Consider the following 16,243-nt stretch of genomic DNA (forward strand, 5'->3'; position numbering starts at 1 on the left):
AACCGGTATACTTGCGCCACACCAAGCAAGCCATGGATTCTATGTCCGATCAACCAGTAAACCTGACCACCTCCAGCCACCCTTACGATGCGCTGACGCCTGACCTGATTCTGGACGCCCTGGAAGCGGCCGGTTTTGTCATCAACGGCAGGCTATTCGCGCTCAACAGTTACGAAAACCGGGTTTACCAGGTGGGCGTGGAGGATCAGCCGCCGGTCATTGCCAAGTTCTACCGGCCTGGTCGCTGGTCCGAAGCCGCCATTCAGGAAGAACACCAGTTCACGCTGGAACTGCAGGAAGCCGGCATTCCGGTGGTGGCACCGCTGATTCTGGCCAACGGAAAATCCCTGGGTGAACACGGTGGTTTCCGTTTCGCTGTGTTTCAGCAACGGGGCGGCCAGGCACCGGACACCAGTGTCACCGACACCCTCTACCGACTGGGCCAGTGGCTGGGCCAGATGCACAACATCGGCGAACTGAGGCCCTTTGAGCACAGGCCCGCCTTTGACCTGATCACCGGCATTGAACAGCACAACCGGTTTCTGGTCGAAGACGGCTGGGTGCCCGACGATCTGCGCCCGGCCTGGGACAGCCTGATTCCCGATTTATTGGCCGCCTGCCGGGCCCGGGTAGATGATGCCGGCCCGGTTAACACCCTGCGCATTCATGGCGACTGTCACGCTGGCAATATTCTGTGCCGGGATGAACAGATGCTGTTCGTGGACCTGGATGACTGTCGCACCGGCCCTGCCATTCAGGACATGTGGCTGCTGCTGAATGGCGAAGCCGCAGAAAGAGGCGCCCAGCTCGGTGAACTGCTGGAAGGCTACGAGATGTTCCGGGATTTCAACCGGCGGGAGCGGCACCTGATAGAACCCCTGCGCTGTTACCGCCAACTGTCCCATTGTGCCTGGCTGGCCCGGCGCTGGGACGATCCGGCCTTTCCCCGGTTCTTCCCATGGTTCGGGCAGCCCCGCTTCTGGTCGGACCAGATACTATCGTTGCGGGAACAACTGGCGGCACTGCAGGAACCGGCCATCAGCCTGCCCGGGCAATTCTGATCGTTTGTTGAAGAGGTAAGCATGAGCACAGAAAAACGTTATTCGGTTGGCGCACTGATCATTACTGCCGTGGCCGCCATTATCGGCACGGTATTGGTGCTCGAAGCCAGTGGTCGCATCGACCATTCGGAAAACAAGGACCAGGTACCGGTCGGCGAGTTCGAAGCGATTCACGTCAAGCCCGGCGAGGAGTTCCGCATGTCTCGCAAACCTTCCGAGCTGCACGCCGCCTGCGTGGACGGTTATCTGGCCATTGCCGCCGATGTCGACCCTTCGTTCCGGGGTATCCTGGTGGATTACAAGAACCGAGGTGTGCGCTGTGCCCGGCCCTCCCCGCTTGACCGGGATCCGGCCACTCCGGAGGCCGTCGAGGTGCCTGATGAGCAGTAGCAAACACCCGGCGCCGGAACAGGTCACCGACCGGCTGTTTGCCACCGAGCGCAACCCCGAGGATTTCCGCTTCGATGCCTCGGTGGCGAGGGTCTTCCCGGACATGATCCGACGATCGGTACCCGGTTACACCACGATTATCCCGATGATCGAGGTGATTACCGAACAATATGTGCAGCCCGGCTCCCACTGTTACGACCTGGGCTGCTCTCTGGGCGCTTCCACCCTTGCCATGCGCCATGGCATTCCCCACACCGACTGCACCCTGGTCGGGGTGGATAACTCCAGTGCCATGATCGAGCGGTGCGAGCACTATGTGGCGCTGGATGATCACGATCTGCCGGTACAGCTGCGCTGCGAGGACATCCTCTACACCGAGCTGAGCAACGCGTCGGTCACCACACTGAATTACACCCTGCAATTCGTGCCACCCGAACAGCGCCTGCCGCTACTCACCCGGATTGCCGATGCCACCCTGCCTGGCGGAGCCCTGATCCTGTCCGAAAAAATCCGTTTTGAGTCGGAGGCCGAGCAGGACATTCAGACCCGTCTGCACCACGAATTCAAACGCGCCAATGGCTATTCCGATCTGGAAATCAGCCAGAAACGGGCCGCCATCGAAAAAGTGCTGATACCCGAGACACTGCATACCCACAAGGCACGCCTGCAAGACGCCGGGTTTGACCAGGTTCTGGTTTGGTATCAGTGCTTTAACTTTGTTTCCATACTCGCTATCAAAACCCCTTAACCCCGGACTCTGGTATTTCCCATGGCATCGTTTGACTGGCAGACCCATTTCAACCCGGTTCTGGATTATCTGCGACAGGCCGGGCGCGAACAATGGGCCGGATTACTCAGACAGCAGTTGATTCAGAAATTCGAGGAACGCCCCCATGGCGACCTTCCCCGCTGGCTTGGCGCCCTGGACCAATTACCGGCGATCACCGGGGTCGAGGCCGACCTCAACGCCAGCGCGGTTACCCTGAATACCACCCGGGACCTTCCGGAAAAGGACCGGACAGAACTGGAAGCGGGCCTGCGCGGGCTGATGCCCTGGCGCAAGGGTCCCTTTGATTTCTTTGGTACCCACATAGACACCGAGTGGCGCTCGGACTGGAAGTGGGACCGGGTGGCACCCCACCTGGCCAACCTTGCAGGGCGCACCATCCTGGATGTGGGCTGCGGTTCGGGCTACCACTGCTGGCGCATGGCCGGCGCCGGTGCGGCGCGGGTGATCGGCATTGATCCCGGGCTGCTGTTCCTGTTTCAGTTTCTGGCGGTGAAAGGTTATCTGGGGGAGGTGCCGGTGGATCTGCTGCCGGTGCGTATGGAAGACCTGCCGGATCAGCTGGAATTATTCGACACCACCTTCTCCATGGGCGTGCTCTACCACCGCCGCTCACCACTCGACCACTTGCTGGAGCTGAAGGGTACCTTGCGCCGGGGTGGTGAGCTGGTACTGGAAACCCTGGTGGTGGACGGCCCGGAAGGCTACAGCCTGATGCCGGAAGACCGTTACGGGCAGATGCGTAATGTCTGGTTCCTGCCCAGTTGTCCCACCCTGCTGCGCTGGCTCGACCGGACCGGTTTTCGCAACGCCCGGGTGGTGGATGTCAGCGATACCAGCACCGATGAACAACGCAGCACTGACTGGATGCGTTTCAACTCCCTGAAAGATTTCCTGGACCCGCACGACCCGTCCAAGACCATCGAAGGCTACCCTGGCCCCAAACGCGCCACGATCATTGCCGAAAAGCCCTGATTCCGCCCCGCGGCCTCAGGCATAAAAAAACCGCCCGAAGCCTTTGCTGCGGGCGGTTTTTTGTTCTGGACAGAGTGCGGCCTTACTCTCCGAACGGATGGCGCAGCGTCACCGTTTCCACCCGGTCCGGGCCGGTGGAAATGATATCGATCGGCGCCTCAATCTTCTCTTCCAGGAAGCGGATGTACGCCTTGGCGTTCTCCGGCAACTGGTCCACGCTGGTCAGGCCCACGGTGCTCTCACTCCAGCCCGGCAGTTCCTCGTAAATCGGTTCGATGTCCTTGTAGCTGTCGCAGCCAATCGGCGGACGGAAAATCTCACCGTTTGGCGTCTTGTAACCAACGCACACCTTGACGGTTTCCAGACCATCCAGCACGTCCAGCTTGGTCAGACAAATGCCGGACACACTGTTGATCTGAATGGCGTGGCGTAAGGCCACTGCGTCAAACCAGCCACAGCGGCGCGAGCGGCCAGTGGTGGTGCCCACTTCGTTACCCTTGACCGCCAGGTGCTGCCCCATGTCATCAAACAGCTCGGTCGGGAACGGGCCTGAACCCACGCGGGTGGTGTAGGCCTTGGTGATGCCCAGCACATAATCCAGGAACAGCGGGCCGAAACCGGAACCGGTGGCGGTGCCGCCAGCCGTGGTGTTGGAAGACGTAACAAACGGGTAGGTCCCCAGATCAATATCCAGCAGCGAGCCCTGTGCGCCTTCGAACAGGATATTCTCGCCGCGCTTGCGATAGTCGTGCAAAATATCGGTCACGTCGGCAGCCATCGGCAGAATTTCTTCGGCCATCTGCTTGAGTTCGGTCAACGCGGCCTCAATGTCCTCCGCCTCTTCCTTGAAGTACTCGGTCAGGATGAAGTTGTGGTAGGACATGATTTCCCGCAGGCGATTCTCGAAATCGCCCGGGTTGCACAAATCGCCCAGGCGCAGACCCCGGCGGGAGACCTTGTCTTCGTAGGCAGGGCCGATGCCACGGCCGGTGGTACCGATCTTGTCGTTGCCGCGGGCACGTTCACGGGCCTGATCGATGCGCACATGGGTACGCAGGATGATCGGGCAGGCCAGGCTGATTTTCAGGCGGTCGCGCACGGCCACGCCGTTGGCTTCCAGCTCGCGTACTTCCTTGAGCAGCGCCTCGGGGGACAGCACCACGCCGTTGCCGATCAGGCACAGTACGTGTTCACGCAGGATGCCGGAAGGAATCAGGTGCAAGGCGGTCTTCTTGCCTTCGATAACCAGTGTATGGCCGGCGTTATGGCCGCCCTGAAAGCGCGCTACCGCCGCAACTTTGTCGGTCAGAAGGTCGACAATCTTGCCCTTGCCTTCGTCGCCCCATTGAGTGCCCAACACAACAACGTTTTTACCCATGATTCTCTCTCGTATCCGGCAGCCCCAGAAGAGCGCCTTGAAAATTTAGCGAAAATAAAACTGTAACCACCGGGCTTACTCGCCCAGCGTCTCGACAACCCATTTACCGTCCCGCTTGACCAGCTGACGGTCGCAGCCGCGCGCTGCGGGATCAGCATTGGCGTCTTCCGGCAGGGCGCGGACCACGGTCTCGGTCATCCGCAGGCCCGCGATCACGCCTTCAAGCGCCGGGTCGGCGTCGGCCGGTGCCCAGATGGCGCCGCTCCGGTTGTAGGCGCGCTGACCCAGGGCCACCAGGGCCCGAATATCCAGGCTGAAACCGGTAGCCGGGCGGGCCCGACCAAAATCACTGCCGATGGCATCATAACGACCGCCCTTGGCAACGGAGTCGCCGTGTCCGGGCACATAAGCAGCGAACACCAGCCCGGTATGGTAGTTGTAGCCGCGCAACTCACAGAAATCGAAACCCAGGCTCACCTCCGGATAGCTCTCCTGCAGCATATCCACCACACGGGCCAACTGTTCCAGCGCGGCGTCCAGCGCCGGTGAGGCGCCACCGAGGATCTGGCGGGCGGCTTCCAGCGCTTCAACACCGCCATTCACCCGGGCCAGTTCGCGTAATCGGGCACCGGCGGAACCGGGTGCGCAGTCGCCCAGCAACTGGTCCAGTTCGGGCACGGATTTCCGGGCCATGGCGTCGAAAACAGCCGCCTCGGTGTCGCGGTCGAATCCGGCCTCGGCCACCAGGCTTTCATAAATCGACACATGGGCCAGGTCCAGATGCACCCGGGGCAGACCGGCCACCCGCAGGGTCTCCAGCATCAGGCTGATCACTTCCAGATCCGCGGATTCGGAGGCACTGCCAAACAGCTCACAACCCGCCTGAATCGGTGTACGACCGGTCAGCATGTGTTGTGGCCGGGTATGCAGCACGTGCCCGGCATAGCACAGGCGGGTAATCCCCTCTTCACCCAGGGTATGGGCATCAATGCGGGCCGCCTGCGGGGTCATGTCCGCGCGCACGCCCATCATCCTTCCCGTAAGCTGATCGGTCAGCTTGAAGGTTTGCAGCTCCAGGTCGTGGCCGGTGCCGGTGAACAGTGATTCCAGGTACTCGATCAGCGGCGGGATTACCAGCTGGTAGCCCCAGCGCTGGCAGGTGTCCATTACATCCCGGCGCAGGGATTCTATCTGCCCGGCCAGTGGCGGCAGAATATCCTCCACCCCGTCAGGCAGTAACCAGCGATCAGATACAGTCATGAGATTCGGTTGTCCGTTGTTCCCTGACTGGCACAGAGCCAGGGGAATGACTCAGGATTTAAGGAGCCGTGTCGGCTTCTTGCGCCGGATGCGAAAACCCGACACAAAACCGGCAAAATTCTACACCGTTGGCGCACACAAAAAAACCGGAATGCCGAAGCATTCCGGTTTTGGTGTCACCCTGACCGCTAATCAGTTAGCGCCAGCCGGGTTATTCAGGAATTTCATGAAGTCGCTCTCGGAGTCGATCACCATGATGTCATCCTTGCCGGAGAAAGTGGTCTGGTAGGCCTGCAGGCTGCGGTAGAAGCTGTAAAAATCTTCGTCCGCACCATAGGCGTCAGCATAGATACGGGCAGCCTCACCGTCACCCTCACCGCGGGTTTCCTCGGCTTGGGCGAAGGCTTCCGCCAGTATCACAGTGCGCTGGCGATCGGCGTCAGCCCGGATACCTTCGGCCAGTTCCTGCCCCCGTGAACGGAATTCCTGGGCCAGTTTCTGGCGCTCGGTGGCCATTCGGCGATAGACGTTCTCGCTCACCTGGCCCGGCAGCTCTATGGCCTTGACCCGGATATCGACAACCTCCACGCCGAACTCCTGCTGCGCGGTTTCATTCACCAGGTCCCGCAGGGTATGCATCAGTTCATCACGCTGGCCAGAGACCACCTCGTGCATGGTGCGCACGCCGAATTCGTCCCGCAGGCCGTTGTCCACACGCGACAGGATCAGGGACTGGGCACGAAGCTCGTCACCACCGGTGGCCCGGTAGAACTGGTCCACATCCCGGATTTTCCACGCTACGTAGGAATCCACGTCCAGCGGCTTCTTCTCAACGGTCAGGTACTGGCGTGAGGGCAGGTCCATGGTCAGCACCCGCACATCAAATTCGCGCACCTCGTCAATCACCGGCACCTTGAAATGCAGACCGGCTTCGATGTCGGTCTCAACCAGTTCTCCAAAGCGCAAAAGCACGCCACGGTGGGTTTCCGGGATGATGTACACACTGGACAGCACAAGCAGGACAACAATCAGAGCGCCTGCCAGGCCCGCAATACTTTTGGGTCCCATAAGTTATCTGCTCCTGCGAATGTTGGCGTTCTGACGGTTCTGCACTTCCTGCAACACCTGATCGGTCAGGGTCTGTATATCCACCTGCTGCTGTGAGCTGCCACCGCCGGACGACTGCGAGCTGCTGGCCGGTGCACGGTTCTGGGTCAGGCGGTCCAGAGGCAGGTACATCATGTTGCCGCTGCTTTCCGTGTCGACAAAGATTTTGCTGCTGTTGGACAGCACCTGCTCCACGGCCTGGATATACATACGTTCGCGGGTAACCACTGGCGCGTTCTGGTAAACCGCCAGCAGCTCTTTGAAGCGTGCTGTTTCACCACGGGCCCGCTCAATCACTTCGGCCCTGTAGGCATTGGCTTCCTCGATCAGGCGCTGGGCGCGGCCACGGGCCTCGGGAACCACCTTGTTACGGTAGGTTTCCGCTTCTTCCTTCAGGCGTTGCTCGTCTTCCCGGGCACGCTGAACTTCACGGAACGAATCCTGTACCGCCGACGGCGGCTGGGTGCTTTCCACGTTCACCCGTACCACTTCCAGGCCGGTACCGTATTCCTGCAGGAAGTTCTGCAAACGTTCCTGTACCCGGATAGCCAGTTCGGCCCGCCCCTCGGTCAGCACATCATCCAGCGAGGAACTCCCCACTTCGTGACGCAGGGCGCTGTCGGTGGCAAAGGCCAGCGCTTCGTTGGAATCACGAACGTTCAGCACGTAGGCCTCGGCATTGGAAACCCGGTACTGCACCTGCAGGTCCACGGTGACCAGGTTCTCGTCCTGGGTCAGCATTTGCCCGGAGGATTCAGCCGAACGCACGTTGGTAACCCGAACCTTGGTCACGTCATCAATCAGTGGCACCTTGAAGCGCAGACCCGGGTTTTCGGTACGGTTGTACTCACCGAAGCGCAGCACCACCGCCCGTTCCTGTTCGTCCACGGTGTAGAACGACTGGAAAATAACGTAACCCACCGCCAGAATCGCGGCGATCGCCAATACGGCACCAAATCCGGCCGCGTTACCGCCGGAACCCTTGCCGCCGCCGGAATTACCGGAATTGTTACCTTTTCCGCCCAACATGCGGTTGAGCTTGTCGAGACCTTTTTTCAGAGCCTCGTCCAGATCCGGCGGGCCCTGATCATTGCCGCCGCGACCACCACCGGTACCCCAGGGGTCGTTGTCGTTGCGGTTTCCACCCGGTTCATTCCAGGCCATAGTTCTCTCCGTTCGTGTTTATTCGAATGGCTGCAAATACTAGGGATTTATACGCGCCCCGGCAATAGCCGGGCCACCGCAGCGCGCCTGTTAGTCCAGCCGCACGTCCCGTTCATTCATTCCGGCCCGGGCCAGCAGTTGATGCCAGTCCCGGTTCTGCAATCGTACTTCCACCACACTGTCGCCGTTATCCTGGTGCTTCTCGCCCAGGACCGAACCGGCCTGGTGCAAAAGCGCCCGCAATTTGCCGTCGGTCGGGCCCAGCACCACAAAGTGATGAACCACATCCTCAGCCAGACGTTCCACAATGGCATCAAACAGCAAATCCAGCCCCTGGCCGGTGACCGCCGACAACCATACCCGTACCGGGATACCGTCCTCGTTGCGGTCAATGCGTGGTGGGAAGTCCTCCAGCAGATCGATCTTGTTGAACACCTGCAGGACGGGAATCTCGTCGGCACCGATTTCCGCCAGCACCTCTTCGACCTGTTCGATATTCTCGTCCCGCCGGCTATCGTGACAGTCAATCACGTGCATCAGCAATGATGCCCGGGTGGTCTCTTCCAGAGTGGCCCGAAAGGCCTCCACCAGCTTGTGGGGAAGATGGCGGATAAAGCCTACCGTGTCCGCCATTACGACCGGCCCGATGTCCGGAAGTTCCAGCCGCCGCAGGGTCGGGTCCAGGGTCGCGAACAACTGGTCCGCCGCATAAACCGACGATGTGGTCATGTGGTTGAACAGGGTCGACTTGCCGGCGTTGGTGTAACCCACCAGCGAAACCGTCGGGATATCCGCCCGGTTCCTGGCGCGGCGCCCCTGGTCGCGTTGCTTGCGCACCTTTTCCAGGCGTTTGTTGATGGATTTGATGCGTTCACGCAGCAGACGCCGGTCGGTTTCCAGCTGTGTTTCACCGGGCCCGCGCAGGCCGATACCACCTTTCTGACGCTCCAGGTGGGTCCAGCCACGCACCAGGCGGGTCGACATGTGCTCCAGCTGCGCCAGCTCCACCTGCAGTTTACCTTCATGGGTGCGGGCCCGCTGGGCAAAAATATCCAGGATCACGCCGGTGCGGTCCAGCACCCGGCATTTGAGTTCACGCTCGATATTACGCTCCTGGCTCGGGCTCAGGGCGTGGTTAAACAGCACGATATCGGCCTCACTGGCGGCCACCGCATCGCGGATCTCTTCCAGCTTGCCCTTACCGACAAACAAACGGGGGCTGGGCTGCTTGCGGGTACCGGTGACTTCGGCCACCGGTTCAACGCCGGCAGACGTCACCAGCTCACGAAATTCACCCAGGTCTTCGGTGTCTTCGTGCACGGAAAATTCAATATGAACGAGAACGGCTCGTTCACCGACATCGGGACGCTCAAACAAGTTTTATCAACTCCATAAAAACAAACACCCGCGACCGCCACAGCCCAAAGGCCGAACCGGAGCGCGGGTGGAAAAACCGGACGGACAGGGTATCAGTCTTCAGCTTCCCCTTCCTCAGCCGGATTCTGTTGCGGAATACGAACATTACGGGCAGGCACAACGGTGGAAATGGCGTGCTTGTAGACCATCTGGCTGACGGTGTTCTTCAGCAGGATGACAAACTGGTCAAAGGATTCGATCTGGCCCTGCAGTTTGATGCCATTCACCAGGAAGATGGAAACCGGAATGCGTTCCTTGCGCAAGGCGTTGAGGTAAGGGTCTTGTAGGGAGTGCCCTTTTGACATGAGTATTCTCCTGTTTATTTATTAGTAAGTGCAGATCGTCAATTATCAGTTTTCAATGTGATGGGACACCCCTGTTTTTTCAAGGTTCCCAAAACGTGCGCCGGATCGGCACCGGCCAGCCAGTGAACATCCGTCCATTTGCGCAACCAGGTCAGCTGCCGCTTTGCCAGCTGACGGGTAGCCGCGACGCCCTTGTCGACAAAACCATCATAGTCGGTTTCGCCGGCAAGATGTTCCCACGCCTGGCGGTAACCAACGCAGCGCATGGATGGCATGTCAGGCTCCAGGTCTCCCCGGGCCATTAACGCCCGGACCTCATCAAGAAAACCGGCATGAAGCATCTCGATGAAACGCTGCCGGATGCGTTGATGCAGAACTGCCCGATCAGCCGGCGCCAGTGCAAACTGGACCACAGTATACGGCAGGCCGGCCTGTTCGTCTGCCTGCCACTGCGTGGTATACGTGGAATCATCGACACTGGACCCCTGACCGGTCCCGGCCTGCCAGAATTGCGAAATGGGCTTTCCGGTCAGACGAAGCACTTCCACAGCGCGCATCAGGCGCTGACGATTATTCGGGTGAATCCGGGCCGCCGCTTCCGGGTCCTTCGCCGATAGTTCGTCATGCAGGGCTTGCCAGCCTCGCTCTTCGGCCTCCGCCTCAATCGTCGCCCGCAGCTCCGGACTGGCCGAAGGCAGGTTCGACATGCCGCTGAGCAGTGCCTTGAAATACATCATGGTGCCCCCGACCAGCAACGGGATGCGGCCCCGGGCGGTGATTTCCGCCATCTCGGCCAGTGCATCCCGACGGAAGTCGGCGGCGGAATAGGTCTCGGCCGGGTCACAAATATCAATCAGGCGATGCGGGGCACGGGCCAGCTCGTCGGCCGAGGGCTTGGCGGTACCGATATCCATGCCCCGGTAAATCATCGCCGAGTCCACGCTGATGATCTCGCAGGGCAACTGGTCGCACAATTGCAGGGCCAGATCGGTCTTACCGGAGGCGGTGGGGCCCATCAGGAATATGGCGAGCGGCTTTGCCATTAACGCCCCCGCAAAAACAGTTTGTCCAGCTCGGAGAGCGTCACCAGCGTCCAGGTGGGGCGGCCGTGGTTGCACTGGCCACTGCGCTCGGTGGCTTCCATGTCGCGCAGCAGGGAATTCATTTCAGGAATAGTCAGTTGGCGGTTGGCGCGAACAGAGCCGTGACAGGCCATGGTGCCCAGAAGCTCGTGGGTCATGGCTTCCACCCGGTCACTCTGGCCGTGCTGGATCAGATCCGCCAGCACGTCCCGCACCAGCTGTTCGGTGTCCGCACCGCGCAATAACGCCGGGATCTGGCGCACTGCCAGGGTTTCCGGGCCCAGGCGCTCGATCTGCAGGCCCAGTTGCTGCAACTCCGGACCATGGCTTTCCACCAGTGCCGCTTCTTTCTGGCTGACCGCCAGCGATACCGGCACCAGCAGGGGCTGGCTTTTCAGGTCCTGCTCGGCCAGCGCCCGCTTCATGCGCTCGTAGGTAATTCGCTCATGGGCTGCATGCATATCCACCACAATCATTCCCGAGCGGCTCTGGGCCAGAATATAGATGCCGTGCAACTGAGCAATGGCGTAGCCCAGCGGCGGCTCCTCTTCAGCATCTTGCGGCGGTGTCACGGCCGGCGCCGGCGATGAGGTGGCGGACTCAGCCCCACTCACTCCACCACCCTGGTTCAGTGACTGGTAGAACGCCATCTGGTCGCTCGCCTGCCAGTCAGTTGCCGGCTGGCCACCATGGGAACCGTAGCCGCCGAAAGCCCCTCCATGGCCCGCCCCCCGGACATCCGGAGCAGGTTGCGGCTGCGCCCCGGGCGTGGGTGCCGGGTGTTGTGGGCCAAAACCGGTAGCGGCTTCCGCCTCCCGGCCAACGGACTGGGCGACCGCCCCCCGGAAATGGTCATCCGGGCGAACATCCGCCAATGCCTTGTGCAGGGTACGGAAAATAAAATCATGAACCAGCCGTCCATCCCGGAAACGCACTTCGTGCTTGGTGGGATGTACGTTGACATCGACCGTGGCCGGATCCACTTCGAGATAGAGTACAAACGCCGGGTGGCGATTGTTGTAGAGCACATCCCGGTAGGCCTGGCGCACCGCGTGGGCCACCAGTTTGTCGCGGATCACCCGACCATTGACGAAGAAATACTGCAGGTCCGCCTGGCTCCGTGAAAACGTCGGCAATGCCACCCAGCCCCACAACCGCAAACCGGTCGCTTCAGCGTCAATAACCACGGCGTTGTCGATGAACTGCTGACCGCACAGCGAACCGATGCGCCGTTCCTTGTCCAGATCGCTATGTGCCGGACGCAGGCTCTGCACGGTGCGCTGGTTGTGACGCAGGGTGAACCCCGCATCAAACCGGCCCAGGGCCTGCCGGCGAATGCATTCGTCCACATGATTGAATTCGGTTTTTTCGGTGCGCAGGAATTTGCGCCGGGCCGGGGTGTTGAAGAACAGATCCCGGACTTCCACCGTGGTGCCCACCGGGTGGGCGGCCGGGGAAATACTGGCGGCCATATCCCGGCCCTCCACCTCTACCCGCGCCGCCGCTTCCTGATCTTCCGTGCGGGAAGTCAGCGCCAGCCGGGACACCGAACTGATACTGGCCAGGGCCTCGCCACGGAAACCAAGCGTTCCAACGGCTTCCAGATCGTCCAGGGTCGTGATCTTACTGGTGGCATGACGGCTGAGAGCCAGCGGCAGATCGGCCTCGCCGATACCGGAGCCGTCATCCCGCACCCGGATCAGCTTGGCGCCGCCCTGCTCGATTTCGATATCCACCCTTTGGGCACCGGCATCAAGCGCATTTTCAACCAGCTCTTTGACAACCGAGGCGGGCCGCTCTACTACCTCGCCGGCGGCTATCTGGTTGGCCAGTCGGGGCGAGAGCAACTGAATGTGGGGCATATCCGGGACTTACCTCAAGTTCACGATGATGGGATGCGAATGGTTTGCCCTACCATAACACGATCATCGTTCATCCCGTTAAAGCGCATGAGCTCGCTGACGGTCGTCTGGTTCTCTCGCGCCACGGCAGAGAGAGTGTCGCCACGCTGGATACGGTACTGGCTTACCTGACTGTCGCCACCATTCTGTTTCTTCCAGGCCAGCAGAGTGCCCGGTGGCGGGGTTTTCTGGAAGTATTCATCAATACCCTGCATCACCGCCCGGGCCAGGCGCTCACGATACCGGTACGAACCCAGATTTTTCTCCTCGGTGGGGTTGGAGATAAAACCGGCCTCCACCAGTATCGAGGGAATATCCGGCGATTTCAGCACTGCGAACGCCGCCTGTTCCACACCCGGCTTGTGCAGCTCGGTCACACTGCCCAGGCGGCCCAGAATGGAGCTGCCCACGCCCAGGCTGGCATTGATGCTCGCGGTCATGGACAAGTCCAGCAACACGCCCGCGAGCATGTCATCACGCCCCTCAAGAGACAGGCTGCCGGCACCACCTATCAAATCTGCCCGGTTTTCACTCCGTGCCAGCCAGCGCGCGGTCTCACTGGTAGCCCCACGCTGGGACAGGGCAAACACCGACGCGCCTTTTGGCCGAGGCGTACGGAAGGCGTCGGCATGCACGGAAACGAACAGGTCGGCGTTGTATTTGCGCGCCAGAATGGTGCGGTTACGCAAGCCGATGTAATAGTCCCCCGTACGCGTCAGTTTGGCGGTATAACCCGGTTGCTGGTTGATCAGATCAGCCAGTTTCTTGGCCATCGCCAGTACCACGTCTTTCTCGCGGGTACCGGCCGGGCCGATGGCACCGGGATCTTCGCCGCCGTGTCCGGCATCCACCACCACAATGACATCACGTTTGCCGTCGGCGTTCTGGGTCACGGTCGGGCTCTGGGCGCGCTCGACGCGTGTGCCCTTCTCATCCACCAGGTCAATCACCAGCCGGTGGCCGTATTGCTGGTTAGGGTCCAGCAGAAAGCTGCGGGGTTTGATTTCCGATTTCAGATCCAGCACCACCCGCAGGTCGTCTCCATTGCGGGGGGCACTACGGATCCGTTTGATCGGGCTGCCTTCCAGGTCCACCTGGCTGAAATCGGTGGCCAAAGACACATTCTCAAGGTCAATGACCAACCGGTCCGGAGATGACAGTGAAAATACGTTATGGCTGACTTGACTGGCGGTGTCGAACACCAGCCGTGTGTGGTCCGGCGCTGGCCAGATACGCACACCTTCCACCTTGCCGGCCGCCGAAACGGTACCGGCCAGCGCAAGCAGCGAGAAAGCCCAGATCATCGCAAAAATGGTTTTCATCAGTGCCGCCCTATCAGCTCGATTTCATTGAGCAGCGAGGCGCCGAACTCCGAGCGTGCCCGGAGCACCACCGAGCGCCCCTCGCCTTCCCGCTCCAGATGGATCTCCAGATCCGGCTCAGGCAGTACGCCCTTGCCCCGTTCCGGCCACTCCACCAGGCACACGCTGGCTTCGGTGAAATAGTCCCGGATACCCATGTATTCCAGCTCTTCCGGGTCACCCAACCGGTAAAGATCAAAATGGTACACCACCGGCTGCAACTGCTCGTATGGCTCAACCAGCGTGTAGGTGGGGCTCTTGACCGCCCCCTGATGACCCAGACGACGCATGAAACCACGACTGAGCGTGGTTTTCCCCATTCCCAGATCACCATCCAGATACAAGGTTGCCCCATGCTCCGAGGCCTTGATCAACCGGGCCAACTCATCGCCCAGATGCTCGGTTTCCGCTTCACCTTCCAGGAACAACCGGCGTTCATTACCAAAAATGCTCATTCATCCTCCCGGTCGTTTCCCGTCATACACTGAACCTGCCTGAACACTCCGGCCAGGGCATCGATCACGTCTCCCGGCAGCAGGCTGATATACCCCTGGATCCTGGCGGCGTTGTCGGCCGCCTGAAGATGGGCACATGCCCCGGCAATTGCGGACTTGCCCGCGCCACCGGTTTGACCATACAGACCGCCGATGATACCGGAAAGCACATCGCCCATGCCGCCGGTGGCCATGCCCGGATTGCCGCCGGCGATAATAGCCGGCAGTCCGGCTCCCGTTGCCACCACGGTGCCGGCGCCTTTCAGGAGGGCAACGCCACCATAGGTCCGCTGCAAGGCCTGGGCCGCTGCCAGTCGGTCTTCCTCAATGTCCGAGACGCGGCAATGCAACAATCGCGCGGCTTCTCCGGGGTGTGGCGTTAACACCTGGCGGGCAAAAGGCTCAGGGGTCTGGTCCGCCAACAGGTTCAGGGCATCCGCATCGAGTATCCGGGGTTTATCACTGGCCAACACCAGTTGCAGCAACTGCTGTCCCCAGGCGGACTTACCTAACCCCGGGCCACAAACCACCACATCGGCCTGGGTCAGCAGGGGCACAAGCTCGCCGCCATTACTGACGCCCCGGGCCATCACCCAGGGACAACGGCTAAGCGACGCCGGCACATGCTCCGGGCGCGTGGCCAGTGTCACCAACCCGGCCCCGGAGCGGGCGGCCGCTTCCGCTGCCATGATGCCGGCACCGCCAAAGCCGTGATCTCCCGCCACCACCAACACATGACCAAACGCGCCCTTGTGGGCATCGAGGGCCCTGGGCGCCAGCCAGCGCCGGCAAGCCGGCCAATCATAGCGTTCAGCCAAGGGCGACTGCTGGCCGTCCTCGCCCTGCTCCGCCATGGCCAGGGGCTCGACAACCACACGACCACAGGCACCCACGCCCTTACCGGTGTAAAGCCCCGCCTTGGCGCCAATAAAACTGACAGTAAGCGAGGCGCGGACCACTTCGCCTTCCGCCCAACCGGTGGTGGCATCCAGCCCGGAAGGCAAATCGATGGCCAGCACCGGCTTGCCGGTCTCATTGAGCTGGCGAATCACCCCGGCAACCGGTTCTCTCGCGGCCCCGGTTACACCCGTGCCAAGCATGGCATCCACGACAACATCGGCCGCAGACAGCATGGCTTGCAGTTCAGCGGCGGTCAGCCCGGACAATTCCAGAATGTCCACGCCTTCGGCGCGGGCCTGGCTGGCAGCCTTTTGCGCATCACCAGACAGCTTTTCAACCGGCGCTACCGCCACGCAACGGGCCTCCAGGCCATGGCGAAGAGCATTCACCGCCACCAGGTAGCCATCGCCACCGTTATTGCCGGCACCACAAAGCGCCAGAACCCGCCCGGCCTCCGGGAAGCCCTTGCGCAACTGACGAAAGGCGGCGCGGGCCGCCGATTGCATCAGCTCGAAGCCATCCACGCCCTGCTGATCGATCAGGTAGCGATCCATGACCCGAACGGAATCGGCGGAATAAAGCCGTTCTGGTAAACTGTGCACGGTCTGTGTCGGCATGGGCCGAGGCTCCAATGAGATGCAGGCAAAGAATTCGGTTTAAGA

General features: G+C 61.0%; 15 protein-coding genes. 4 read left to right on the plus strand and 11 right to left on the minus strand.

What is annotated here, in order from left to right; translation table 11 throughout:
- Positions 1-41 precede the first annotated feature (41 nt).
- Genes BMZ63_RS01420 through cmoB form a run of 4 tightly spaced genes read left to right on the plus strand, consistent with a single transcriptional unit; the run spans position 42 to position 3,213 of the window.
- Positions 42-1,061 (plus strand): serine/threonine protein kinase, encoded by a 1,020-nt coding sequence (locus BMZ63_RS01420; protein ID WP_091700625.1) that lies wholly within the window; start codon positions 42-44, stop codon positions 1,059-1,061.
- A 21-nt stretch (positions 1,062-1,082) separates the two neighbouring features.
- The gene (locus BMZ63_RS01425; RefSeq protein ID WP_091700627.1) at positions 1,083-1,451 is read left to right on the plus strand and encodes a PA3694 family proteiin; all 369 of its coding nucleotides are present in this window, start codon (positions 1,083-1,085) and stop codon (positions 1,449-1,451) included.
- Entirely contained in the window at positions 1,441-2,199 is a 759-nt protein-coding gene (gene cmoA, locus BMZ63_RS01430; RefSeq protein ID WP_091700629.1) for a carboxy-S-adenosyl-L-methionine synthase CmoA, read from the plus strand. Before BMZ63_RS01425 ends, cmoA begins: the two co-directional genes overlap by 11 nt.
- A 21-nt stretch (positions 2,200-2,220) precedes the next feature.
- On the plus strand, positions 2,221-3,213 hold the full coding sequence (gene cmoB, locus BMZ63_RS01435) for a tRNA 5-methoxyuridine(34)/uridine 5-oxyacetic acid(34) synthase CmoB (protein WP_091700631.1): 993 nt from the start codon (positions 2,221-2,223) through the stop codon (positions 3,211-3,213).
- 82 nt (positions 3,214-3,295) lie between these two features.
- Here cmoB and BMZ63_RS01440 read toward each other — a convergent pair whose 3' ends face one another.
- From BMZ63_RS01440 to BMZ63_RS01490, 11 genes are all read right to left on the minus strand, one after another.
- Positions 3,296-4,591 carry an adenylosuccinate synthase gene (locus tag BMZ63_RS01440; protein ID WP_091700633.1) on the minus strand — a complete coding sequence of 432 codons (1,296 nt, stop codon included), beginning with the start codon at positions 4,589-4,591 and terminating at the stop codon, positions 3,296-3,298.
- A gap of 75 nt (positions 4,592-4,666) precedes the next feature.
- A complete protein-coding gene (locus tag BMZ63_RS01445; protein WP_091700635.1) occupies positions 4,667-5,851 on the minus strand; it encodes an ATP phosphoribosyltransferase regulatory subunit in 1,185 nt (394 codons plus the stop codon).
- 192 nt (positions 5,852-6,043) lie between these two features.
- Positions 6,044-6,919 (minus strand): protease modulator HflC, encoded by an 876-nt coding sequence (gene hflC / locus BMZ63_RS01450; protein WP_091700637.1) that lies wholly within the window; start codon positions 6,917-6,919, stop codon positions 6,044-6,046.
- A 3-nt stretch (positions 6,920-6,922) separates the two neighbouring features.
- Positions 6,923-8,122: an FtsH protease activity modulator HflK gene (gene hflK / locus BMZ63_RS01455; protein ID WP_091700639.1), complete on the minus strand. Its 1,200-nt coding sequence runs from the start codon at positions 8,120-8,122 to the stop codon at positions 6,923-6,925.
- A 90-nt stretch (positions 8,123-8,212) separates the two neighbouring features.
- Complete coding sequence (hflX, locus tag BMZ63_RS01460; protein ID WP_091700641.1) at positions 8,213-9,499, minus strand: ribosome rescue GTPase HflX; 1,287 nt, start codon at positions 9,497-9,499, stop codon at positions 8,213-8,215.
- Positions 9,500-9,591: 92 nt separating this feature from the next.
- Positions 9,592-9,843: an RNA chaperone Hfq gene (gene hfq, locus BMZ63_RS01465; protein WP_091700643.1), complete on the minus strand. Its 252-nt coding sequence runs from the start codon at positions 9,841-9,843 to the stop codon at positions 9,592-9,594.
- A 38-nt stretch (positions 9,844-9,881) separates the two neighbouring features.
- Positions 9,882-10,886: a tRNA (adenosine(37)-N6)-dimethylallyltransferase MiaA gene (miaA, locus tag BMZ63_RS01470; protein WP_091700645.1), complete on the minus strand. Its 1,005-nt coding sequence runs from the start codon at positions 10,884-10,886 to the stop codon at positions 9,882-9,884.
- On the minus strand, positions 10,886-12,787 hold the full coding sequence (gene mutL / locus BMZ63_RS01475) for a DNA mismatch repair endonuclease MutL (RefSeq protein WP_091700647.1): 1,902 nt from the start codon (positions 12,785-12,787) through the stop codon (positions 10,886-10,888). Before mutL ends, miaA begins: the two co-directional genes overlap by 1 nt.
- Before the next feature lie 20 nt (positions 12,788-12,807).
- Complete coding sequence (locus BMZ63_RS01480; protein WP_091700649.1) at positions 12,808-14,148, minus strand: N-acetylmuramoyl-L-alanine amidase; 1,341 nt, start codon at positions 14,146-14,148, stop codon at positions 12,808-12,810.
- Complete coding sequence (gene tsaE / locus BMZ63_RS01485) at positions 14,148-14,642, minus strand: tRNA (adenosine(37)-N6)-threonylcarbamoyltransferase complex ATPase subunit type 1 TsaE (RefSeq protein WP_091700651.1); 495 nt, start codon at positions 14,640-14,642, stop codon at positions 14,148-14,150. Before tsaE ends, BMZ63_RS01480 begins: the two co-directional genes overlap by 1 nt.
- The gene (locus BMZ63_RS01490; RefSeq protein WP_091700653.1) at positions 14,639-16,198 is read right to left on the minus strand and encodes an NAD(P)H-hydrate dehydratase; all 1,560 of its coding nucleotides are present in this window, start codon (positions 16,196-16,198) and stop codon (positions 14,639-14,641) included. The genes tsaE and BMZ63_RS01490 overlap by 4 nt, the downstream gene beginning before the upstream one ends.
- Between the last annotated feature and the right edge of the window lie 45 nt (positions 16,199-16,243).

This window comes from Marinobacter persicus, from assembly GCF_900114155.1.
GTDB classification, from domain to species: domain Bacteria; phylum Pseudomonadota; class Gammaproteobacteria; order Pseudomonadales; family Oleiphilaceae; genus Marinobacter; species Marinobacter persicus.

Bases quoted from the DNA above. Each gene is read 5' to 3' on its own strand.
- BMZ63_RS01420 (WP_091700625.1), top strand. From the start codon at position 42: ATGTCCGATCAACCAGTAAACCTGACCACCTCCAGCCACCCTTACGAT.
- BMZ63_RS01425 (WP_091700627.1), top strand. From the start codon at position 1,083: ATGAGCACAGAAAAACGTTATTCGGTTGGCGCACTGATCATTACTGCC.
- cmoA (WP_091700629.1), top strand. From the start codon at position 1,441: ATGAGCAGTAGCAAACACCCGGCGCCGGAACAGGTCACCGACCGGCTG.
- cmoB (WP_091700631.1), top strand. From the start codon at position 2,221: ATGGCATCGTTTGACTGGCAGACCCATTTCAACCCGGTTCTGGATTAT.
- BMZ63_RS01440 (WP_091700633.1), bottom strand. From the start codon at position 4,591: ATGGGTAAAAACGTTGTTGTGTTGGGCACTCAATGGGGCGACGAAGGC.
- BMZ63_RS01445 (WP_091700635.1), bottom strand. From the start codon at position 5,851: ATGACTGTATCTGATCGCTGGTTACTGCCTGACGGGGTGGAGGATATT.
- hflC (WP_091700637.1), bottom strand. From the start codon at position 6,919: ATGGGACCCAAAAGTATTGCGGGCCTGGCAGGCGCTCTGATTGTTGTC.
- hflK (WP_091700639.1), bottom strand. From the start codon at position 8,122: ATGGCCTGGAATGAACCGGGTGGAAACCGCAACGACAACGACCCCTGG.
- hfq (WP_091700643.1), bottom strand. From the start codon at position 9,843: ATGTCAAAAGGGCACTCCCTACAAGACCCTTACCTCAACGCCTTGCGC.
- miaA (WP_091700645.1), bottom strand. From the start codon at position 10,886: ATGGCAAAGCCGCTCGCCATATTCCTGATGGGCCCCACCGCCTCCGGT.
- mutL (WP_091700647.1), bottom strand. From the start codon at position 12,787: ATGCCCCACATTCAGTTGCTCTCGCCCCGACTGGCCAACCAGATAGCC.
- BMZ63_RS01480 (WP_091700649.1), bottom strand. From the start codon at position 14,148: ATGAAAACCATTTTTGCGATGATCTGGGCTTTCTCGCTGCTTGCGCTG.
- tsaE (WP_091700651.1), bottom strand. From the start codon at position 14,642: ATGAGCATTTTTGGTAATGAACGCCGGTTGTTCCTGGAAGGTGAAGCG.
- BMZ63_RS01490 (WP_091700653.1), bottom strand. From the start codon at position 16,198: ATGCCGACACAGACCGTGCACAGTTTACCAGAACGGCTTTATTCCGCC.